The sequence below is a fragment of the Pseudomonas sp. NGC7 genome, assembly GCF_047159675.1.
In the GTDB taxonomy this organism is placed as follows: Bacteria; Pseudomonadota; Gammaproteobacteria; order Pseudomonadales; family Pseudomonadaceae; genus Aquipseudomonas; species Aquipseudomonas kermanshahensis.
This window is the reverse complement of the sequence record NZ_BAAFZY010000001.1, coordinates 3,749,744-3,769,777: the sequence shown is the minus strand read 5'-3', so window position 1 is coordinate 3,769,777 and position 20,034 is coordinate 3,749,744. Positions and strand designations below refer to the sequence as shown.

Below are 20,034 nucleotides of genomic sequence, written 5' to 3'. Positions count from 1 at the left end.
AGCGCTGTCTTGGGTGAGCCGGATAAACCGCCAGGTTCAGGCGGTTTGCGCCAGGTCCTGCTCACCGCAAGGCTTTAGCCAGGTGTCTACCGTCTCGGCCAAGGCGTCGATGGCCTGGGTGGCGTCCAGCGGCAAGGTCCGTGGCTCGCCACGCGGCGATTCGAGCGCTGCGAACTGGCTGTCGATGAGGCTCGCCGGCATGAAATGCCCTGGGCGCGCCAAGACCCGTTTTTCGGCTTCGGCAGGGGTCAGCTCAAGGAACACGAACGCGAGGCCCGGCATGGACGCGCGCAACGTTTCGCGGTAACGGCGCTTGAGTGCCGAACAGGTCAGGATCGGGCGTTCGCCCGACTGCACCGTGGCTTGCAGCTCCTGGCCCAGGCGCACCAGCCAGCCGGCTCGGTCGTTATCGTCCAGGGGGATGCCAGCGCTCATCTTGCGGATGTTTTCGGCAGGGTGGAAAGCGTCGCCTTCGATCAGGCGGCCGCCGCTTCTGGCAGCAATGGCAGCGCCGACGCAGCTTTTGCCGCAGCCAGCCACGCCCATCACCACAATGGCGGACAGGGGAGAATTCATCAGTACCTCCTGCGGGGTGAGATAGCGCTGTCTCGTCGTTGACGAACAGCCACCTCCCCGGTGTTATTGGTCTTGTCCTTACGCAGTATGGACGCTTGGCACAGTGCACGTGGAACCGCTACCAAAGATTACATTGCCTGCGTCCTGAGACAGCGCTACCTTAGTGGCCGTTCCCCTCCCTTGGCAAGTAGTAAAATTACAACATCCATGTCACGCACAGGCTCTCGCACCACCGGTCGTCCTACCCTGGCAGAAGTCGCCAGGCTTTCTGGGGTTTCCCCGATCACCGCATCCCGCGCCTTGCGCGGCGTCAGCACGGTTGCCCCGGCGCTGGTGGAAAAGGTTGCCGCTGCTGCGGCCAGCCTGGGCTATGTCGCCAACCCGGCAGCCCGCGCACTGGCTTCGGCGCGCAGCCAGTCGGTGGTGGTACTGATCCCGTCGTTGTCCAACCAGTTGTTCATCGACACCCTCGAAGCCATTCACGAGGTGATGCGCCCGCGAGGGCTTGAGGTGTTGATCGGTAACTATCACTACGACATTGCCGAAGAAGAAAACCTGATCCGCAACTACTTGGCCTACCAGCCTTGCGGCATGCTGCTGACCGGGTTCGAGCGCAGTGACGCCGCGCGGCAGATGCTGGCGGCCAGTGGCGTGCCCTGCGTGCACATGATGGAGCTGGGCGGCGAGGCGGGTGCGTTGTCGGTGGGCTTCTCGCAGCAACAGGCCGGGCGCGCTGCGGCCAGGCACCTGATCGAGCGTGGGCGGCGCCGGCTGGCGTTCATTGCCGCGCAGCTCGACCCACGGGTGATGCAGCGTGCCGAAGGCTTCCGCCAGGCCCTCGCCGAGGCAGGGCTGCAGTCGACGGAGCTGGAAATCCTTGCACCGGAGCCTTCCTCGATCGCGCTGGGCAGTACGTTGTTCAGCCAGCTGATGCAACAGGCGCCGGATGTCGACGGTATCTTCTTCTGCAACGACGACCTGGCCCAGGGTGCGGTCCTGCAGGCACTGCGCCAGGGCGTTGAAGTACCCCGCGAGGTGGCGATGGTCGGCTTCAACGACTTGCCCGCTTCAGCGCACATGGTCCCGCGGCTGACCTCGATTCGCACGCCGCGGGCTGCCGTTGGTCGGGGCGCCGCGCAGGCCCTGCTGGCGTTGCTTGACGGCAAGCGGGTGGCCACCGAGCAGCAAGACCTTGGTTTCGAGTTGATGGTGCGCGAAAGCTCGTGACACGCGGTGCCCGAGTAGCGCCTGGGGTGTTAATTACAAGGTGATATCAATGTGCTTGCATGGCGCAGTTGCCCATCTATGCTCAGGACATCCCGCGCATAAAGGAGCCCGGCGTCATGTTCGATTTCCATCGCAAGTCCGACTTGGTCGAGATTCAGCGTAGTCACCAGGCACTGGCCAGCGCGCAAGCGAAACTGGCGGCAATCAGCCGTTCGATGGCGATGATCGAGTTCGCGCCCGACGGCACCATTCTCGACGCCAACGAGCGTTTCTGCCAGGCCATGGGTTACAGCGTCGAAGAGCTACGCGGCAAGCACCATCGGTTGTTTTGCGACCCGGCCTACGTCAAGACGGCCGAGTATCAGCAGCTTTGGCGTGAATTGGGGCAGGGCAAGGCCATCAGCGGGACCTTCGAGCGCGTCGACAAGGCAGGGCGGGAGGTTTGGCTCGAAGCCAGCTACATGCCGGTGCTGGATGAGCAGCGCCAGGTCACCAGCGTGATCAAGGTGGCGTCGGACATCAGCCAGCGCGTTATGCAGGAGCACGAAAGCGAGAGCCTGCTCAAGGCCATCGGCCGCTCCATGGCGGTGATCGAGTTCACCCCTGCCGGGCGGGTGATCAAGGCCAACCAGAACTTTCTCACCACCATGGGCTACCGCTTGGAAGAGGTGGTCGGGCGCCACCATGGGCTGTTCTGCCTGCCCCACGAGCGGGAGTCGTCGGCGTACCGTGAGTTCTGGGCCTCGCTTAACCGGGGGGAATACCATTCGCACCGCTTCGAGCGCATCAACAAGCAAGGCCAGACGGTCTTTCTCGAAGCCTCCTACAACCCGATCTTCGACAGCAAGGGCCGGCTGTACAAGGTGGTGAAGTTCGCCAGCGACATCACCAGCCAGGTCTGCACCCAGCAAAGCGCCGCCGATGCCGCCCACGCCAGCTCCATGCAAACCGATGCCTGCGCCCGCAAGGGCACCGAGGTGGTACAGCAGGCGGTGCAGGTAATCGAACAGATTTCCCAGGAGCTCAATGACGCCGCACGCAGTATCGATGCAGTCAGCAAGCAGTCGGACGTGATCGGCCAGATCGTGTTGACCATTCGCGGCATCGCCGACCAGACCAACCTGTTGGCGTTGAACGCGGCCATCGAGGCGGCGCGCGCCGGCGAACATGGGCGCGGTTTTGCCGTAGTCGCCGATGAAGTGCGCAACCTGGCGGCGCGTACCAGCAAGGCCACCTTGGAGATCGTCGATGTGGTGCGGCAAAACCATGACCTGTCGCTGTTGGCGGTGGCAAGCATGCAGTCGAGCCTGACGCGTACCGGCCATGGCGTGGCCCTGGCCAACGAGGCCGGCACGGTGATCATGGAAATCCAGCAAGGGTCACGCCACGTGGTCGATGCGATCAGCCAGATCAACTCGACGTTGCAATTGCACTGAGGGCGGCACTGAGTTCGTGCAACAGGGCCTGCATGCTGGCTTGCAGTTGCTGGCGCAGTTCAGCCGTTGGCAGCCCTTGGGCCTGCGCCTGTTCGATGGCTTCGCAGTGCTTGACCAGCGTGCGCATCTTGAGCATTTTTGCCCCACCTTTGATGCGGTGGGCCAAGGCGCGCACGGCGTCGCTATCCGCCTCTGGCCCGAGTGCACACAGTGCGGCCAAATCTTCACTGGCGCTTTGTGACAGCTGCTCTAGCAGGTGCCGGGTGAGCTGTTCGTCGTCCTGAGTCAGGTGGCGCAGCTCGCTCAGGTTGAAACCGCTGCCTTGGGCCTGCACAGGCGGTATGTGCGTGCTGGCCTGGGGCAGGTGGTTTTTCAGGGTTTGCAGGCCAATCGGCTTGAACAGGCATTCGTCCATGCCACTGGCCAGGCAGCGGGCACGTTCCTCGGCCTGTGCGTTGGCGGTGACGCCGAGGATCCTGCAGGCCATCAACCCGCCCTCGTGTTCCAGCTTGCGTAGGCGGCGGGTCAGTTCGTGGCCATCCATGATCGGCATGCTGCAGTCGGTAATCACCAGGTCGAAGCGCGCTGCCTGCCACCGGTCCAGCGCGATTTCGCCGTTTTCAGCCAGGGTGACGCGATGCCCCAATGTGTGCAGTTGCCGCTCTAGCAACAGCAGGTTGGCGGGGTAGTCGTCGACCACCAGAATGTTCAGCGGTCCGCTGCTGGCTTCCAGCACCGGGGCGCGCTGCTCGGCAGGCGTGGGGGCTTGGCTGGCGGGCAACTGCAGGCAGACTTGCACCTTGCTGCCCACGCCTTCGACGCTGTGCAGGCTCAGCGTGCCGCCCATCAATTCGGCCAGGGTGCGGCTGATCACCAGACCCAGCCCGGCGCCCTGGCGTGCCCGCGGGCCATCGGCCTGGGCGAATGCATTGAACAGCCGGGCCTGGTCTTCCGGGCTGATCCCAATGCCGGTGTCGCGTACGCAGAGTTCGACCTGCAGGTCGCTCTTTGCGTCGGCAGGCGACAGGGTAAGGCTGACGTGCACTTCGCCGCGCTCGGTGAACTTGATGGCGTTGCTGATCAGGTTGGACAGTACCTGCTTGAGCCGCAAGGGGTCTGCCATGACCCAGCCTGGTGCGGTGGGCAGCGTGCTGTGCAGGTGCAGGCCTTTGATCCGCGCATTGCCTTCGAATACCCGCAGCGTGTTGCGCACCAGTTCGACCAGGTTGGTCGGCACCGGTTGCAGGGTCATGTGCCCGGACTCGATGCGCGAGATGTCGAGGATGTCGCCGATCAACTCCAGCAGGCCAATGGCCGAGTCGTGGGCAGTCTGCAGGGTCTGGGTATCACAGCGGCCGGCGCGGCTGTCTTCCAGGGCCAGTTCGAGCAGGCCGATCACCGCATTCATCGGTGTGCGGATTTCATGGCTCATGGTGGCCAGGAAGGTGCTCTTGGTCTGGCTGGCCTGTTCGGCATCATCCTTGGCCTGGCGCAACTGTTCGAGCAGGCCGCGGCTCAAGGCTAGCTGGGCTTGCAGGGCGTGCTGGGCGTCGGTGCGCTGGTGGATGAGTTTGCGCAGGTAGGTGTTCCAGAACACCACCCCGGCCAACAGCAGGGCGGACAGCACCAGCACTTGCAGCGCCAGCGTGCGGTAGTCGCGCCATGGGCTGTCACTGACCAGCGTGCTGGTGCGCCAGCGGTTGATCAGTTGGTCCAGTTCTTCGGGGGGGATGCTCAGCAGCGCCTTGTCGAGTATGGCCTGCAGCTGAGGTTGGTCCGGGGCCACGGCAAATGCCGCGATGGCCGGGCTGTCGTCCAGCACGCTGGCGATACGCAATTGGTCCTTGAACACATGGTTGATGTAGTAGGTGGCGTTGATGTAGTTGCTCAGGGCCACGTCGGCGGTGCCACTGGCCACCGCTTCCATTAGCCCGAGGGGGTTGTCCACTTCGACTACCTTGGCGCGTGGGAAGCGCCGCTGCAGGTCTGCGCGCTGTGGCGAGCCACGTACCAGGGCGACACGCTGGCCATCGAGGGCTTTGGCCTGCGCCGATGAGGTGGCGTCGTTGCGGGTCACCAATACCCTGGGGCTGACCAGGTAAGGGCGGGTGAAGCGCAGTTGTTTGGCACGCTCGGTGCCGTAGCCCAGCGCACCGATCATCTGCGCGTCGCCGCGCGCCAGGCGCTCTATCATCGCCTGCGCCGACTGGCTCTCGATGGGTTTGAAGTGCAGGCCCGTGCGCAGGGAAATTTGCTTGAGCAGCTCCAAGGTGATGCCGTTGGTACGGTGCTGCGTATCGTTGAACGTCAGCGGTGCCAGTGAGGTGTTGACCAGTACCTTGACGGTCGGGTTGTGGGCGATCCAGGCGGCCTCTTCGGCGGTCAAGGCGGTCAGGTGGCGCTCCAGCAGCAGGCTGGTGTTACCGCTGGTCCAGCGGCGCAGGATGGTCAAGCGCTCGCTCTCGGTGATTCGGGCCAAGGCCTTGTCGACCAACCCGCGCAAACGGGGGTTGTCGTCAGCCATGGCAAACGCAAAGGCACCCGGGGCCACCTGGCAGAAATGGTCGATCTTCAAGGTGCCCTGGTAACTCTTGCCAATAAAGAAGTCGGTGCTGATGGCATCGCCCAGGTAGGCGTCGGCCTCACCCAGATCGACCGCGGCAAGGCCGGCCAAGGTGGAGCGGTATAGGCTCAATTGCGCCTTGGGGTACAGCGAGCGCACGGCGCTGGCGGGCAGGTAGTGGTCGACCATGGCCAGGCGCAGGCCGTCGAGGTCGAGGGCATTTTTCAGGGTGCGGCCTTCGCGGGTGACGATGACCGGCAGGTCGTCGGCGTAGGGCGAACTGAGGCCTAATTTAGCATCCGCCGCCTCGAAGGCGTTGGAGCTGCCGAGCAGGTCGATGCGGCCCTCGCGCAGTGCGGCGATGGCTGCGTGGCGGTTGTCGAAGCGTCGCACTTCGACCGGGATCCCTAACTGCTCGGCGATGATGCCTGCATAGTCGGCGCTCAGGCCTTCGTAATCACGTTCGCTGATGTTGATTTCGAACGGCGGGTAGTCAGGCCGCGAGCTGCCCAGTACCAGCTGGCCGCGCTGCTGCAGCCATTGGCGGTCCTGGTCGCTCAGTTGCAAGGGCGGCGCGGCGCTGATCGAGCGCGCTAGCAGTTGCCGAGGTTCGCTGTCGGCGAACAACCCAGGGGAACTGGCCATGCCGATGGCCAACAGGATGCTCGCCAGCAGGCGCGTCATGGCGGCTGGGCTCAGTAAACGCTGTTGCGTTTGGCCAGATCGACCATTTCTACCAACGATTCTGTTTTGAGCTTTTCCATGATGCGGCCCCGGTAGGTGCTGATGGTTTTGGCACTGAGGTTCATGCAGGTGCCTATATTCTTGTTGTTTTCACCGCGAGCCAGGCGCCGCAACACTTCCATTTCGCGGTTGGACAAGCTGGCCAGGCGTGTCGGTTCACTCTCCAGCGAATTGCTGTTGACCGACATCTGCGGGAAGGTCGAATAACCTTTTACCAAGGCCTTGAGCGCGAACAGCAGGGCCTCGTGGTCTTCGTCCTTGGTGACAAAGGCGCCGATGCCTGCATCCAGGCAGCGCCTCACGTACAGGTCGGTCGCCTGCCCGGTCAGCACCATGATCTTGGGCACTGGCTCCAGGCTCTGAAGCCGTTTGATGACCTCCATGCCGTCCAGGCCGGGCAAGCCGATGTCCAGCAGCACCACGTCCGGCCGTAGTTCGCGTGCTGCCTGAGCCACTTCGCTGCCATTGGCAACTTCACCCACGACGTGAAAGCGCTCCCGCTCGAGCAGCAGGCGCAGGGAGAGCCGGACAATAGGGTGGTCGTCGACGATCAGGACGGTAGTCATGAAGAAAACTCCTGTAGGGCTGTGGTCCGCTTCCTGGAACACTCAGGAATACGTCTGCAAGGGGGTTTATCGGAAGCGCTGCAAGATACGGCCATTCCCTACGTTTGGTAATGCCGAGTATAGAGTTGTTGAATAACCCTGTAGGTGTTGTTGAAAAATCCTACAAAAAACAGGGATGGGCACCGCCCGCGTGGCGTGGCGATGCCCATTTGCACAAGGCCTTTAGGCGCAAGCGGTATGAGGTTTGCGCACGCGCTGGGTCGAGGCGGGGTTGTTGGCCAGTGCTTGGCCGACCCGTGGCGGGCGTGCCAGCAACTGGCCGGAGCAGTTGGGGCAGCGGCCGTGCAGGCGGGTGTCGGCGCAGGCACGGCAGAAGGTGCATTCGAAGGAGCAGATCAAGGCGTCTGGGCTATCACCCGGCAGGTCAGCGTCGCAGCACTCGCAATTGGGTCGTAATTCCAGCATTGGCGTAGCTCCAGGTGGCAGGGGGAACCTTGAGTCTGCTACGCCTGCGCTAACGCTGGCAATGCTCAGTCGCCAGGGCGAAAGAGGTGCGCGTGCCCGGCACGGTATAAGGCCGACTCGGCGAAAGGCGTGTCACCCAGTACATGGCCGACAAGAATCAGCGTCGTGCGGCGAAAATCCTTAAGCGCCACGCGTTCGACGATATCGCCAAGGGTGCCCCGCACCCAGTCCTGGTCCGGCCAGGTGGCGCGATGGACCACGGCAACCGGGCATTGCGGGCCGTAGTGCGGCAACAGTTCGCTGACAATACGCGGCAAGTTTTTTACGCCCAGGTGGATGGCCAAGGTGCTGCCATGGCGCGCCAGGTCGGCCAATTGCTCGCCGGGCGGCATCGGCGAAGTGTCGCCAAAGCGCGTGAGAATCACCGTTTGCGACACCTGTGGCAGGGTCAGCTCGCAGCCCAGCAGGGCCGCACTGGCGGCAGCGGCGGTGACGCCTGGGATGATCTGGTAGTCGATGCCCAGCTCACGCAGATGGCGGATCTGCTCGCCGATTGCGCCATACAGGCTCGGGTCACCGCTGTGCACGCGGGCCACGTCCTGGCCTTGCGCGTGTGCCGTGCGCATAGCACTGATGATCTGTTCCAGGTGCAGCTCGGCGCTGTTGATCACGGTCACGGCCTGGTGGCCTTCGAGCACAGCCGCGGGTACCAGCGAGCCGGCATAGATGATCACTGGGCACTGGCGGATCAGGCGCTGGCCCTTGACCGTGATCAGTTCCGGGTCGCCGGGGCCGGCGCCGATGAAGTAGACCGTCATGGAAAGTCCTTGCGATGAAAGGGATGCTGCGAATTATCGCCCGCAGGCCAAGGCGAGGGTAGCCGGCCCGAGCACTTGGCGTGCGACCCGCAGCCGGGCCGTGCCGAGGTGCTGGCTGGCCAAGGCCAGCGCCGCGCTTTCTGCGACGCCCCAACAACCGCTGTGGGCATGGGCGATGACCGAGCGATGACTGAGCAGGGGTTCGTAGGGCTGAAGTTGCCCGGCATCGTACAGCAGCAAGGGCAGGCCAAGGCGTTTGGCAAGCTGCTGCAGGCCAGGTTCGTCAGCCTTGAGGGCGATGCTGGCGATACCGCGCAGTGCTGACAGCGCCAAGCCATGGTCAGCCAAGGCTTGGCGCAGCAGGTTTTCTAGGGTGTCCACCGGGCACCCCCGGCGGCAGCCAAAGCCGGCGTACAGCGCCGGCAGGGTGGCGTCGAAAGCCATCAGGCCTGGCTAGAGCGGCGGTACAGCCACGCGCTGAGCAGGCCCAGGGCCAGCCAGAAGGCGGCGTTGGTCAGCCAGCTGGCGACCTTGAATTGGGCTTCCAGGGCTTCAGGGGCGAGGCTTTGATGCACCTCAGGTTGCGGTGCACCGATGACATGCGGCAGTACCAGCAGCACGGCGCCTAGCGCTTTAACCAGCCAGTGGCGGGCAAATACCAACAGGGCCAGGCCCAGTGCGGTAGCGCTTGCGGTGCCGATCCACCAGGCCTGGCGTTGCCCCAGGTCAGCGGCAGCGGTGCCCGGCAGCTCTGGCGGCAGGCCCAGGGTAGGGGCCAGGCAGAACACGGCGAACCCCGCCAGGCCCCACAGGGCGCCGGTGCCCACGCGCTTCGGTTCACGCAGGCTGTACAGGGCGACCAGTATCAGCGCGAAGCCTACCGCTACCACCAGGTTGCCCCCGGTGGTGGACAGCACGCGTTGCCAGCCGTCTTCAGGCGACCAGGCTTCGGCGCTGTGTTCATGGGCCGCGGCCCCTTCGGCGCCGTGTTCGTGATGCTCGGCAACAGGGGCTGCGGATTCGTAGGTTTCTGCTTCAAGGATCAACGGGGCAACCCAGAAGCTTTGCAGCAGGGTCAGCAGCAAGGCCGCGAGCAGCCCGCTGAAGCCCGCAGTACGGGCAATGCGCATGATCATGGGGCGTACTCAGTGGCAGGGGAAGGCGGCGCTGTGGCGTGTGTCGTGCGCCGCGTTGTGCACGGCTTCGATGTGCGAGAAGCCGGCAAAGTACACCAGGCACAGGCCCAGCAGGCTGGCGCCGACGGCGATGACGACACGCTGACTGAGGGTGACGGGGGTGGCAATGCTGTGTTTGGCGCTGGTGACGGGCATGACGCGTTCCTCTGCTTTTTGTGGGCAACGGGAAAGCGCGGCAGCCCCGAACGTGATCCGCCCAGGGGAATGCGACAGCGCCCGCCCACCGCGGGGTGTTCATGAACGTCAGGCCGGTCTCCGGGCTCACGAGGAGGAGCAGGGCTCCTGAAAAGCGCCCCTTCCCATGCCAGATGACGCGGCACAGTGGTCTAGACGCTTCGCTCGCTTACCGTTGCGGGGGCAGCACCGGCTTGGTCGGGCCCTGGTCGAGGGCTTGCGACGCACCGGTTTCCCGTTTCACCCCCTGAGGGGCACCTGAACGCGAGGCATTAGGAGACCACGAGGCAGGTTTTCCGTCAATTGCACAGCGGTGTGCGCGTGAAAAGTATTTCAGAAGTTGTAGGTGACGCGCCCGAAGTAGTAACCGCCGGTGAAGCCGTACGGCGAATAAGCCCCGTAGCCCTTGACCATGGTCTTGCTGCTGGGGGCTTGGCGTTCGGGATACACGTCGAACAGGTTGCGCGCGCCGATGGCCAATTCAAGGTCTTTGGTCAATTGGTAGCCAAGGTCAAGGTCGGTGATCCAGCGAGCCTTGTATTCTCGGTCCAGCGAGCGATCGTTGGCGGCATTCACCTCACGCCACGCGCCGTAACGGGTCAGCCCCAGGTTGACGCGATAGCGGTCCCAGCGCCAGTTGGCACCGAGTATCAGCTTGGTGTGCGGCTGAACGTCGGTGAGGAAGTTGCGCGCCTCCCGGTTCATCAGTTCATAGGGCGTGCCCAGGATGTTCACGCTCTGCTTGTAGTCGAGGATCTCAGTGTCGTTCCAGTTGAACGCGGCCGTCCACTTTAGCGAGCCGGCGCCGCCTAGGTCCTGGTCGTAGCTGCCCACCACGTCCAGCCCCTTGGTGCGGGTGTCGGCGCCGTTGGTGAAATAGCGGCCGCCAGAGGTCGAGTCGATGCCGCTGGCTAGCAGGGTATCCGTCACCTCTGGGCCGAGCAGGGTGCCGGTCAGGGTGATTCGGTCGCGCACGTTGATCAGGTAGGCATCGGCGGTGAACGCCAGCCGCTCGCTGGGCTGCCAGGTCAGGCCGAGGCTGTAGTTGGTCGATTTTTCCGGTTTGAGCGCTTCGGCCCCCAGCGCCTGAGCCGCTGCGCTGTCCACGGGTAGCACGCCGTAGTTGATCGACTGATATACCCCGTTCACAACACCGTAGGTAGTCGAGCGGGCACTGAACAGGCTGTTGGCCAAGGAAGGCGCACGGAAACCGTTGCTAACCGTGGCCCGCAGGGCCAGTTCGGGAGTGAATTCGTAGCGCGTGGTCAGCTTGCCACTGCGGGTGGCGCCGATGCCGCGGTCGTAGTGTTCGTAGCGCACGGCGGCGCCCCAGTACCACTGCGGCAGTGGGTGGAAGCCAACGTCCAGGTAGCCTGCATAGCTGTTGCGGCTGGCGCTGGTGGCCTCGGCTGGGGAGATACCATTGGTGACCTGCGCGCCGGAGGCCGCGCAGTTGCCGGGGCTGGCGCAATAACCGCCATCGGCCCAGCTGGCCCAGTCGCCAGCCTTGACCTGATAGCTGTCGCGGCGCTGCTCCAGCCCCCAGGACACGTCCAGGGGCTTGCCGAGACCGATGTCGAAGATGCGGTGCAAGTCGAGGTTGCTGGTCAGTTGCGAGGCGATCCACGTACCCGATTCGAAATGGTTCGGCGTGGCTTCGCCCAAGGACGGGTTCTGGTTGTTCCAGGTGCCTTGTTCGGCCTCGTTTCGGCCATAGGTGCTGGACAAGTCCCAGTCCCACTCGCCGACCAGGCCCTTGGCGCCGAGGGCGGCCTGGTAGTCGTGTTCTTCGATGTACCAGGTGGGCGTATAGCCGGCCGGGTAGCCATTAGGGCCGGTGGTAATGGTGTTGACGATGGTCGGCAGGCGGAAGTTCTGGCCTTGCTCGGCCTTACGGTAAGACCAGGTGCTGAACGAGTACAGGCTGAGTTCGTCGTTGACCGGCAGTTCTGCGTTATAGCCCAAGGTCAGCAGGTTGATCTTGGGGGTACCGTAGCCGCCATAGGTGACCTTGCCAGCACGGTCGAACGCTTCGGCCTGGCTGTAGCCATTGGCGCTGGCCTTGTTGTCGTCGTTCTGGCTGCGCGCATCCAGGGCAAGTTGCAAGATGCCGTCGCGGCCGAGTTCGAAGCCTTTGTTCAGGCTTTGTTGAACGGTTTGCTTCTTACCGTCGTAGCCTTGCCCTGCGGTGGTCACTGCTGTACCGCTGGCATCGGCTTTGAGGATCACGTTGATCACTCCGGCAATGGCGTCCGAGCCATACTGGGCGGCGGCTCCGTCACGCAGCACTTCAACGTGATCGATTGCACTGATCGGAATCAGATCGAGGTCGCTGGGTGCGGCGCCGGCATTGATACCGCTGATATTCAAGGTGGCACTGGTGTGGCGGCGCTTGCCGTTGACCAACACCAGCACCTGGGCCGCATTGAGCCCACGCAAGCTCGGTGCGCGGGCCATGCCGCTGGCGTCCCAGCCGGTCTTTTCCGGCAGGGTCAGCGACGGCACGCTGGCACTCAGGGCTTCCATCAGGCCGGGCTTGCCCGTCTCTTGCAATTGTTTGGCGCTGATCACATCGATGGGCACGGGGCTGGAGGTGATGGTGCGTTTTTCCGCACCGCGGTTGCCGGTGACGATCACCGTGCCCAATGCCGAGGCGGCGGGTTCGCTGGCGAGGGCGGTGGCGCTGTTGAGCCCTGCGAGCAGGGCAACGGGGAGCAGCGAGGCGGTGGTCAAAGGTTGCTTCATGCACAAAATTCCTTAACTGACGGCATGGCGCACTCAGGGCGCCTTGGCCGCGATCGCTTCGATTTCCACCAGGGCGCCAGGCAATGGTAGGGCCACGACCTGGATCGCGGTTCGGGTTGGTTTGCGCGGCTGCTCGGCAGTGGCGAAAAACTCGGTGTACGCCGCCTGCAGGCCATCGAAGTCAAGGTGGCCGCCTTTGTCGGGGTCGCCCACCAGAAACACCCGCAGTTGCACGATGTCGCCCAGGTCCAGCGCTTGGCTGCGCAGGGCCGTGCGTAGCTTGTTGAGTACCGAGCGTGTCTGGGTCTCGGTATTGCCGAAGGCGGCACTGCTGCCCTTGGTCGCGTTCGGGTCGGCGATGTCCGGCAGGGTGCCACTGACGAATGTCAGGTGGCTGCCAGCGGGCACGGTCACCAGTTGCGAGATGGGGAAGCTCGAGCCTGGCGGGTCGATGCGTTTGATGCCTTCGGCCTTGGCGTTGAGGGTCAGGGCCATGAGTACTCCGGCTAGCAGAAGAAGACGTGGCATGGTCTGGGTTCCTTGTGTCAGGCCGCAACGCCGTGAGAGGTTTGGCTGGCGTGATGGGCGATGAGGCCGACCACACGCCGCGCCGATTCGGCGGCGCTGTTCTGCCAGATGCCAACGCCGCCATGGGCCAGGGCATCACTGGCGAGCCAGGTGCGGCCTTGCGGTTGGTTGAGGATGTCGTAACCGGGCTGGGCGACTTCGTCGTGGACGATCCACGGGCTTTCGCTGAACGGGATCTTCGACCAGTTCACCGCCAGCGGACGCCTGAGTTTGTGGCTGTGGCCAGGGTGCAGTGACTCGACTGCCTGGCGCGAGGAGGCGATCTGCGCCTGCAAGCCTTTGCCGGCGAACTGTTGCGCGACCTCGCCCGTGTTGTAGGTGGCGACCAGTACGCCCTGTTCGCTGTTAAGCCGGTCGCTGGGGTACCACAGGGTGCGAGCCTCGTGGTTGATGTAGGAGAGGCCGCCGTAAATCTGGAAGTCAGTCTCCCAGAAGCGCGGCGATTGCCAGGCCACCTTGTTGGCCTTGTCACCCTCGGCCAGGCCGATGGCCTTGCGGAAGTCGGCGCTGAAGTTGGTGTCCAGACGCGCGAGCAGCGGCAAGGGCAGGGTGACGATCGCGTAGTCGGCAGTTTCGACGTGTTGCCGGCCGTTCTTGCGGTCGCGCCAAACCACACGGCTGCCTTGCTCGCCGGTCTGCACGCTAAGTACTTCGGCGCCCAGTTGCACGCTGTCCTTGACCTGGCGATAGAACGCCTTGGGGATCTGGTCCATGCCACCGACCGGCTGGAACATGGTGGAAGAGAATTCGGGGATTTCGTCGAACACCAGGGGCAACAGCAGGTTGCTGTCCAACAGTTGCTCCAGGGGCAGCGGCTGGCGCTGTATGGGCGTCTGGTCGCCGGCACCGGCGAAGCGGGTGTAGCCCGAGCGTACCGAGCCCCGGTACTGCTGCTGGGGGTCCAGGTCGCCATAGACCTTCAGAAAGTCCAGCAGTGCCTTGCGCTGAGGGGCGCTGAGGTCCTGGTCGAGACTGTTGCGGCTGACACTGCGGGCCAGCAGCTCGCTGAAGTGGCCGCGGGTGTCGTTGACGGCCTGGCGCAACAGCAGCGGTGGTCGGTTGAGGTCTGGTTGGGCGAGTGCATTGCGGCTGCTGTTGACCAGCACCTGCAGTTCGACGCCCAGTTCGCGGCAATAGCCGAGGATGGTCAGGTGGTGGCTGGGCAGGCGTGCAGCACCGGCGTTGAAGAACAGGCCCGTGTCGAATTCAACGGTTTGGCGGGAACCGTCGTTGTGCTCGATCGAGTCGCCATTACGCAGCGTCCATACCCGGCCACCGACGCGCTCGCGGGCCTCCAGGACTTTCACGTTGAAACCGGCCTTGCGCAGCTCATAGGCCGATACCAGGCCGGAAATACCGGCGCCGACAATGACCACGGTTTTGCCATTACCGCCGTTGGTGGCCAGTTGCAGGGGCTGGAAGGTGCTTGCGAGGGTGTTTTGCCCGAGCATACCCAGGGTTGCCGAATAGCCGCCGAGGGCGGCGAGGCGGGTGATCAGGTCTCTGCGGGACAATCCCATGTCACGGTCTCCGAAAGGGCGATTCGGATGTGTGCAGCAGGTCAGTCGGGCCCATGACGCAGCCCGACGGTTTGCACAAATCCATTTGTGGTGCATGTCTGAGGTGTTGCAGGGCCGGTGAGATCGGCGACGCTCGGTCTCACCGGCATTAGAGGCATCAAGGTGTACTAAGCCGTCCGCGCGCTACGCCCAGCCTCCCGCTGCGCCACCAAACCGCGAATCCGCGGAATCAGTTCCTGGCCATACTCCACCGCATCGCGCAACTGATCGAACCCGCGGAACAGGAAGGTGCTAACCCCCAGTTCGTAGTACGCCAGCGCGGCCTCAGCCACCTGGTCCGCCGTCCCTACCAGCGACGTCGAGTTGCCCGCACCGCCGCCCAACGCGGCAATCTCGGTCCACAGCCGGGTGTCATGCACCTTGCGCTGGCTGGCCAACTGCACCAGGCGCTCTGAGCCGGCGTTGCTCTTGCCGAAGTTCTTTTCGCGGCGGTTGCCCTGGCGGATGCCGATGCGCGTCTGGCCATCGGCCAGAATGCGCTCGGCACGGTCCCAGGCTTGCTCCTCGGTAGCCCCCAGGATCGGCCGCAGCGACAGGCTGAAGCGGATGTGCTTTTCACGCCCATAACGGGCTGCAGCCTTGCGCACCTTGGCAATACGCTCGCGCACCTGTTCCAGCGGTTCGCCCCACATCATGTACACATCGGCATGCTTGGCGGCCACTTCGACGGCTGCATCCGAAGCACCGGAGAAGTAGATGGGCAGCTGCTGCACGGGCTTGACCAGGGTCAGGTTGTCTTCGACCCGGTAGTGCGTGCCGTTATGGTCGAACGGTTCGGTGCGGGTCCAGGTGTCGCGCAGCACCTGCAGGTACTCGTCGGTACGGGCATAGCGGGCGTCCTTGTCGAGGAAGTCGCCGTCGCGCTGCAGGTCGCCGCTGTCGCCGCCGGTGATGACGTTGATCGAGGCGCGACCACGGCTCAACTGGTCAAGGGTGGCGAACTGGCGAGCGGCGAAGGTAGGGGCCTGAAAGCCCGGGCGGTGCGCGACCAGCAGGCCGATGCGCTCGGTCAATGCGGCGACGTAGCTGGCCAGGATCAGCGAGTCGGGTGCGCTGGTGTTGACCGCCAGCAGCGCCTTGTCGAAGCCGCCGTACTCCTGGGCCTGGGAAAATGCCTTGATGAAGTCAAGGTCGACCAGCGGGCCACGTGGTGCCTGTGATTCGCTACCTTCCTGGGGGCCGATGAGGCCAATGAATTCGAGGCTCATGGAACAGAACTCCTTGTTGGGGTGGGCTCAGGCAACGGCCGGCTGGGTGCGACGCTGGGTGTTGCGGTTTTCCGGCACGCTGAGGCCGAAGTTGTCACGCAGGGTGGTGCCGGTGTACGCGCTGCGCACCAGGCCACGGGCCTGCAGCAGCGGCACCACCTGCTCAGTGAAGGCCTGCAGGCCATCGGGGAGCAGCGCGTTGATGATGAAACCGTCGGCGGCGCCCTGTTCGAACCAGTGCTGCAGGGCATCGGCCACCTGTGCCGGGGTGCCGACGAAGTCGCGGCGGGGGCGCGAGAAGCGCAGCGCCAATTCGCGCAGGGTCAGGCCTTCGTCGCGGGCCAGTTGCTTGAGCTGGTCCGAGGTGCCCTTGTGGCTGTCGTTGCCTAAAGTGCCGAGGTCGGGGAAGGGTGCGTCCAGGTCATGCTGGCTGAAGTCGTAATCGTTGAACGGGCGGCCAAGGGCAACCAGTGCGTCCTCGATGCTCACCAGGTCCACGGCCTGCTGGTAGCGCTGCTCGACTTCCTCGGCGTCACGGCCAACGATAGGGCGGATGCCGGGCAGGATGAACAGCGCGTCGGGGTTGCGACCATGGCGTGAGGCGCGTTGCTTGAGGTCTTGGTAATAGGCATGGGCGTCGTCGAACGACTCGGGGCTGACGAAGAGGGCGTCGGCGTTCTGTGCCGCGAAATTGCGACCTTCTTCTGACACGCCCGCCTGGAAGATCAGCGGTTGCCCCTGCGGTGAACGTTGGATGTTCAGCGGGCCCTTGACCTTGAAGAACTCGCCCTGGTGGCCCAAGGTGTGCAGCTTGGCCGGGTCGAAGAATTGCCCGCTTTGTTTGTCACGGGTGAAGGCGTCGTCTTCCCACGAGTCCCACAAGCCCTTGACCACGTCCACGTGCTCGCGAGCGATTCTGTAGCGCACAGCATGGGGCGGGTGTTCGGCCTTGCCGAAATTGTCGGCTGTACCGGAAAGCCACGAAGTGACCACGTTCCAGCCGGCGCGCCCGCCGCTGATCAGGTCCAGCGAGGCGAACTGGCGCGCTACCTGGAACGGCTCGGTGTAGCTGACGGTGACCGTGGCCACCAGGCCGATGTGCTCGGTCACTGCAGCCAACGCCGAGAGGATGGTCAGCGGCTCGAAACGGTTGAGGTAGTGAGGGCTGGAGCGGGCGTGGATGTGCAGGCTGTCGGCGATGAAGGCGAAGTCGAACTTCGCTGCCTCGGCCAACTTCGCCTGCTGTTTGTAGAAACCAAAATTGACGCTGGCATCGGCAAGCGCCTGAGGGTGGCGCCATTCGCCCCAGCCGTGGCCGACGCCATGGATCATGGCGCCCAGGCGGATCTGTCGTTTGCTCATGGGAATACCTGTGGGTTGTGCTGCAAATGGAATCGATACCGCCATGCGTCACCGCGCGCGGGGGCGCCGGTGAAGCAGGGTGGGAGATAGGGAAGGGTCATGCGTGCAAGGCTCCTGGCGTGGTCGTGGTGGACGGCCTCCGCCAGGAATGGGGTCGGTCTGGAGTGACCTTAGCGGGTATGGGGTGAGGTTGTGAAAGGCTTTGTGGTTCTATGCTAATTATGTTTTTTATTTATTTATTGATATTGCATAAATGCAAATAAATAATATTGAGTCATGACTTATGCGGCGGCTCTGTGCCCAGGGATGGCCGCGATCAGTTCACGGGTATAGTCACTCGTTGGCCGATCGAACACCTCGTCTACCGTACCTTGCTCCACCACCTGCCCTTGGCGCAGCACCAGTACGTGGTCCGCCATGCTCGCCACCACTGCCAGGTCATGGGACACCAGCACATAGGCGATCCCCAGTTCGCGTTGCAATTCATCCAGCAGCGCCAGGATCTGCGCCTGCACCGAGACATCCAGTGCACTGACCGGCTCGTCGAGCAACAGCAACTCGGGTTGCAGGGCCAATGCCCGGGCAATGGCCACGCGCTGGCGCTGGCCACCGGACAGCTCGCGGGGCAGGCGGTCCAGGTAGCTGACGGGCAGGTGCACGCGTTCGATCAGCTCACGGGCCGCCTGTTCCAGCGCGGGGCCTTTGAGCAGGCCGAACGACACCAGGGGCTCGACGATGCTGTCGAACACCGTGAAACGGGGGTCAAGGGCCGCGAACGGGTTTTGCTGGACCAGCTGCATGCGCCGGCGCAAGGGCCGAAACGCCCGCCAGCCAAGGCCGGTAACGTCTACCTGGTCGAACAGAATGCGGCCTTGGCTGGGCGCCTCCAGGCCAAGCGCGATGCGCAGGGTGGTGCTCTTGCCAGAGCCGGACTCGCCGACGATGGCCAGGGTCTGGCCTGGGTGCACCTGCAGGCTGAGGCCCTGCAGGGCGACGAAGCGGTTGTCCTGGCCCTTTGTCTTCGGCAACCCGAATGTCTTGCCGATACCCTCTAGGCTCAGGATCGGTTGCGTACCTGGCGTCAACGGCCGTGGTCGGCGGCGATGGCTAAAGGCGGGCGCTGCAGCAAGCAAGTCACGCGTATAGGGGTGCTGCGGTGCCTGGACCACCAGGCGAGGCGGGCCTTGCTCGACCAGCTCACCTTGTTTCATCACCAGCAAGCGGTCGGCGCGGTCGGTGGCCACGCCCAGGTCATGGGTGATGATTAGCAGCGAGATGCCCCGTTCGGCCACCAGCCGTTGCAAGTGATCGAGGATCTTGCGTTGCACCGTCACGTCCAGTGCGCTGGTGGGTTCGTCGGCGATGATCAGGCGTGGGTTGCCGGCCAGGGCAATGGCGATCAGTACCCGTTGGCGCATGCCGCCCGACAGTTCGTGCGGGTATTGGCGGGCGCGCAGGGCCGGCTGGTCCAGGCCGACCTGGCCCAGCAGCGCCAGCACACCGGCGTCGAGGCTGCGGTAGCGGCGGCCGTGGGCCAGGGCCAGTGCTTCGCCGATCTGCTGGCCAACGCGCAGTGTCGGGTTGAGGCTGACCATCGGGTCCTGGGGTACCAGGCCGAGGGTACGGCCGCGCAGGTGGCGCTTCTGCCGGTCGCTGGCGTGCGCCACGTCGATGCCATCGACCCACAGTTGGCCGCCATCGACTCGGGCAGTGCCCGGCAGCAAGCCAAGCAGCGCGTTGGCCAAGGTCGACTTGCCCGAACCGGACTCACCGACGATGGCCACGGTCTCGCCCTGGGCAATGGAGAACGACAGGTGTTTGACTGCCTGGGTGGTATGGCCGCCAGCGTGGTAGCTGACGCTGAGGTCGTGCACGGCGATCAGGGGGTGTTGGCTCATCGATGGTGCTCCTCGAAGGTACGGGCGAGATGGTTTAGGCTGAACACCACGGCGACCACGAACAGGCCCGGTAGCAGCGACACCCACGGGGCAGTGATCAGAAAGTGGCGGCCGTTGGCGATCAGCGTGCCCCATTCTGCTGCCGGGGGCGCCGCGCCAAAGCCGAGGAAGCTCAGGCCGGCGGTGGCCAGGATCGCGGCGCCGAAGTCCAACGTGGCAAGCACTGCGACCGGCCCCCAGGCGTTGGGCAGGATGTGCCGCAGTAAGGTGCGGCACCAACTGGCGCCCCCCAGGCGCGCGGCTTCGACATAGGGCAAGGTCTTGACCCGCAGCACCTCGGCGCGGGTGGTGCGGGCAAAGCCCGGGATGATGCCCACGCCGACGGCGATCGCCACAGGCACCGTACCGAAGCCGATGGCGGTGACAATCGCCAGAGCCAGCAGCAGGCCAGGCAGGGCCAGCAGTACATCGATCACACGCATCAGCGCCGCGTCGACTCGCCCTCCGGCAAACCCCGCCAACACACCCAAACCAAGGCCACCGGCCAGGGCGATGCCCACCGCCAGCAGTGCTGCTTGCACCGACAGGCTGGCGCCGTATACCACGCGGGTATACAAGTCGCGGCCCAGTTCGTCGGTACCGAACCAGTGCGCGGCACCGGGCGCGGTCAGCTTGGCCGCAGGCGAGGTGGCATAGGGGTCGAAATGGGTCAGCCACTGCGGCACCACGGCGGCGGCCAGCGCAAACAGCACCACCAGTAGCGCCAGGGCGAAACCTGGGCGCGATAACAAAGGCGCCACTGCCTGGCCCAAGCGCTGCACGCGGGTGCGGCGCTTCCAGGGCGTGGCGGGTGCGGCGGCACGGAACGGGCGGGTATCGGTGGTCATG

Annotated in this window: 17 protein-coding genes, 1 pseudogene and 1 riboswitch; of the genes and pseudogenes, 3 read left to right on the top strand and 15 right to left on the bottom strand. The window is 64.4% G+C overall.

Annotated elements, in window-relative coordinates:
• Nucleotides 1–36: 36 nt before the first annotated feature.
• Nucleotides 37–576 carry a gluconokinase gene (locus ACMCNM_RS16870; protein ID WP_186678213.1) on the bottom strand — a complete coding sequence of 180 codons (540 nt, stop codon included), beginning with the start codon at nucleotides 574–576 and terminating at the stop codon, nucleotides 37–39.
• Between the two features lie 207 nt (nucleotides 577–783).
• On the opposite strand from ACMCNM_RS16870, the gene ACMCNM_RS16865 reads away from it, so the two are divergent.
• From ACMCNM_RS16865 to ACMCNM_RS16855, 3 genes and pseudogenes are all read left to right on the top strand, one after another.
• Nucleotides 784–1,803 (top strand): LacI family DNA-binding transcriptional regulator, encoded by a 1,020-nt coding sequence (locus tag ACMCNM_RS16865; RefSeq protein WP_186678217.1) that lies wholly within the window; start codon nucleotides 784–786, stop codon nucleotides 1,801–1,803.
• A 59-nt stretch (nucleotides 1,804–1,862) separates the two neighbouring features.
• Nucleotides 1,863–2,702, top strand: a pseudogene (locus ACMCNM_RS16860) (PAS domain-containing protein); the annotation flags it as partial.
• Between the two features lie 42 nt (nucleotides 2,703–2,744).
• Nucleotides 2,745–3,239, top strand: a complete 495-nt coding sequence (locus tag ACMCNM_RS16855) for a methyl-accepting chemotaxis protein (protein ID WP_371097432.1) — start codon at nucleotides 2,745–2,747, stop codon at nucleotides 3,237–3,239.
• On the opposite strand, the gene ACMCNM_RS16850 is transcribed toward ACMCNM_RS16855, so the two are convergent.
• The 14 genes from ACMCNM_RS16850 to ACMCNM_RS16785 form a co-directional block, all read right to left on the bottom strand.
• On the bottom strand, nucleotides 3,214–6,486 hold the full coding sequence (locus tag ACMCNM_RS16850; RefSeq protein WP_412764990.1) for a transporter substrate-binding domain-containing protein: 3,273 nt from the start codon (nucleotides 6,484–6,486) through the stop codon (nucleotides 3,214–3,216). The genes ACMCNM_RS16855 and ACMCNM_RS16850 overlap by 26 nt on opposite strands.
• A gap of 11 nt (nucleotides 6,487–6,497) precedes the next feature.
• A complete protein-coding gene (locus tag ACMCNM_RS16845) occupies nucleotides 6,498–7,112 on the bottom strand; it encodes a response regulator transcription factor (protein ID WP_186678225.1) in 615 nt (204 codons plus the stop codon).
• Nucleotides 7,113–7,334: 222 nt separating this feature from the next.
• Nucleotides 7,335–7,577 (bottom strand): DUF1272 domain-containing protein, encoded by a 243-nt coding sequence (locus tag ACMCNM_RS16840; protein WP_027593394.1) that lies wholly within the window; start codon nucleotides 7,575–7,577, stop codon nucleotides 7,335–7,337.
• A 65-nt stretch (nucleotides 7,578–7,642) separates the two neighbouring features.
• Nucleotides 7,643–8,395 (bottom strand): precorrin-4 C(11)-methyltransferase, encoded by a 753-nt coding sequence (gene cobM / locus ACMCNM_RS16835; protein WP_412764989.1) that lies wholly within the window; start codon nucleotides 8,393–8,395, stop codon nucleotides 7,643–7,645.
• 33 nt (nucleotides 8,396–8,428) lie between these two features.
• Nucleotides 8,429–8,821 carry a cobalamin biosynthesis protein gene (locus tag ACMCNM_RS16830; RefSeq protein WP_412765932.1) on the bottom strand — a complete coding sequence of 131 codons (393 nt, stop codon included), beginning with the start codon at nucleotides 8,819–8,821 and terminating at the stop codon, nucleotides 8,429–8,431.
• Between the two features lie 17 nt (nucleotides 8,822–8,838).
• Nucleotides 8,839–9,531 (bottom strand): CbtA family protein, encoded by a 693-nt coding sequence (locus tag ACMCNM_RS16825; RefSeq protein ID WP_186703759.1) that lies wholly within the window; start codon nucleotides 9,529–9,531, stop codon nucleotides 8,839–8,841.
• A gap of 9 nt (nucleotides 9,532–9,540) precedes the next feature.
• Entirely contained in the window at nucleotides 9,541–9,726 is a 186-nt protein-coding gene (locus ACMCNM_RS16820; protein ID WP_027593390.1) for a CbtB domain-containing protein, read from the bottom strand.
• 93 nt (nucleotides 9,727–9,819) lie between these two features.
• A riboswitch (cobalamin riboswitch) is annotated at nucleotides 9,820–10,042 on the bottom strand.
• Between the two features lie 56 nt (nucleotides 10,043–10,098).
• Nucleotides 10,099–12,510: a TonB-dependent receptor plug domain-containing protein gene (locus ACMCNM_RS16815; protein ID WP_412764988.1), complete on the bottom strand. Its 2,412-nt coding sequence runs from the start codon at nucleotides 12,508–12,510 to the stop codon at nucleotides 10,099–10,101.
• Between the two features lie 33 nt (nucleotides 12,511–12,543).
• On the bottom strand, nucleotides 12,544–13,038 hold the full coding sequence (locus tag ACMCNM_RS16810; RefSeq protein ID WP_027593388.1) for a RidA family protein: 495 nt from the start codon (nucleotides 13,036–13,038) through the stop codon (nucleotides 12,544–12,546).
• A gap of 17 nt (nucleotides 13,039–13,055) precedes the next feature.
• On the bottom strand, nucleotides 13,056–14,618 hold the full coding sequence (locus ACMCNM_RS16805; protein WP_412764987.1) for a flavin monoamine oxidase family protein: 1,563 nt from the start codon (nucleotides 14,616–14,618) through the stop codon (nucleotides 13,056–13,058).
• Between the two features lie 167 nt (nucleotides 14,619–14,785).
• Nucleotides 14,786–15,886, bottom strand: coding sequence for an LLM class flavin-dependent oxidoreductase (locus tag ACMCNM_RS16800; protein ID WP_412764986.1), 1,101 nt, complete (start codon nucleotides 15,884–15,886; stop codon nucleotides 14,786–14,788).
• 27 nt (nucleotides 15,887–15,913) lie between these two features.
• Nucleotides 15,914–17,248, bottom strand: coding sequence for an LLM class flavin-dependent oxidoreductase (locus ACMCNM_RS16795; RefSeq protein WP_412764985.1), 1,335 nt, complete (start codon nucleotides 17,246–17,248; stop codon nucleotides 15,914–15,916).
• A 281-nt stretch (nucleotides 17,249–17,529) separates the two neighbouring features.
• Complete coding sequence (locus tag ACMCNM_RS16790) at nucleotides 17,530–19,146, bottom strand: dipeptide ABC transporter ATP-binding protein (RefSeq protein ID WP_412764984.1); 1,617 nt, start codon at nucleotides 19,144–19,146, stop codon at nucleotides 17,530–17,532.
• Nucleotides 19,143–20,033, bottom strand: coding sequence for an ABC transporter permease (locus ACMCNM_RS16785; RefSeq protein WP_186678249.1), 891 nt, complete (start codon nucleotides 20,031–20,033; stop codon nucleotides 19,143–19,145). The genes ACMCNM_RS16790 and ACMCNM_RS16785 overlap by 4 nt, the downstream gene beginning before the upstream one ends.
• Between the last annotated feature and the right edge of the window lies 1 nt (nucleotide 20,034).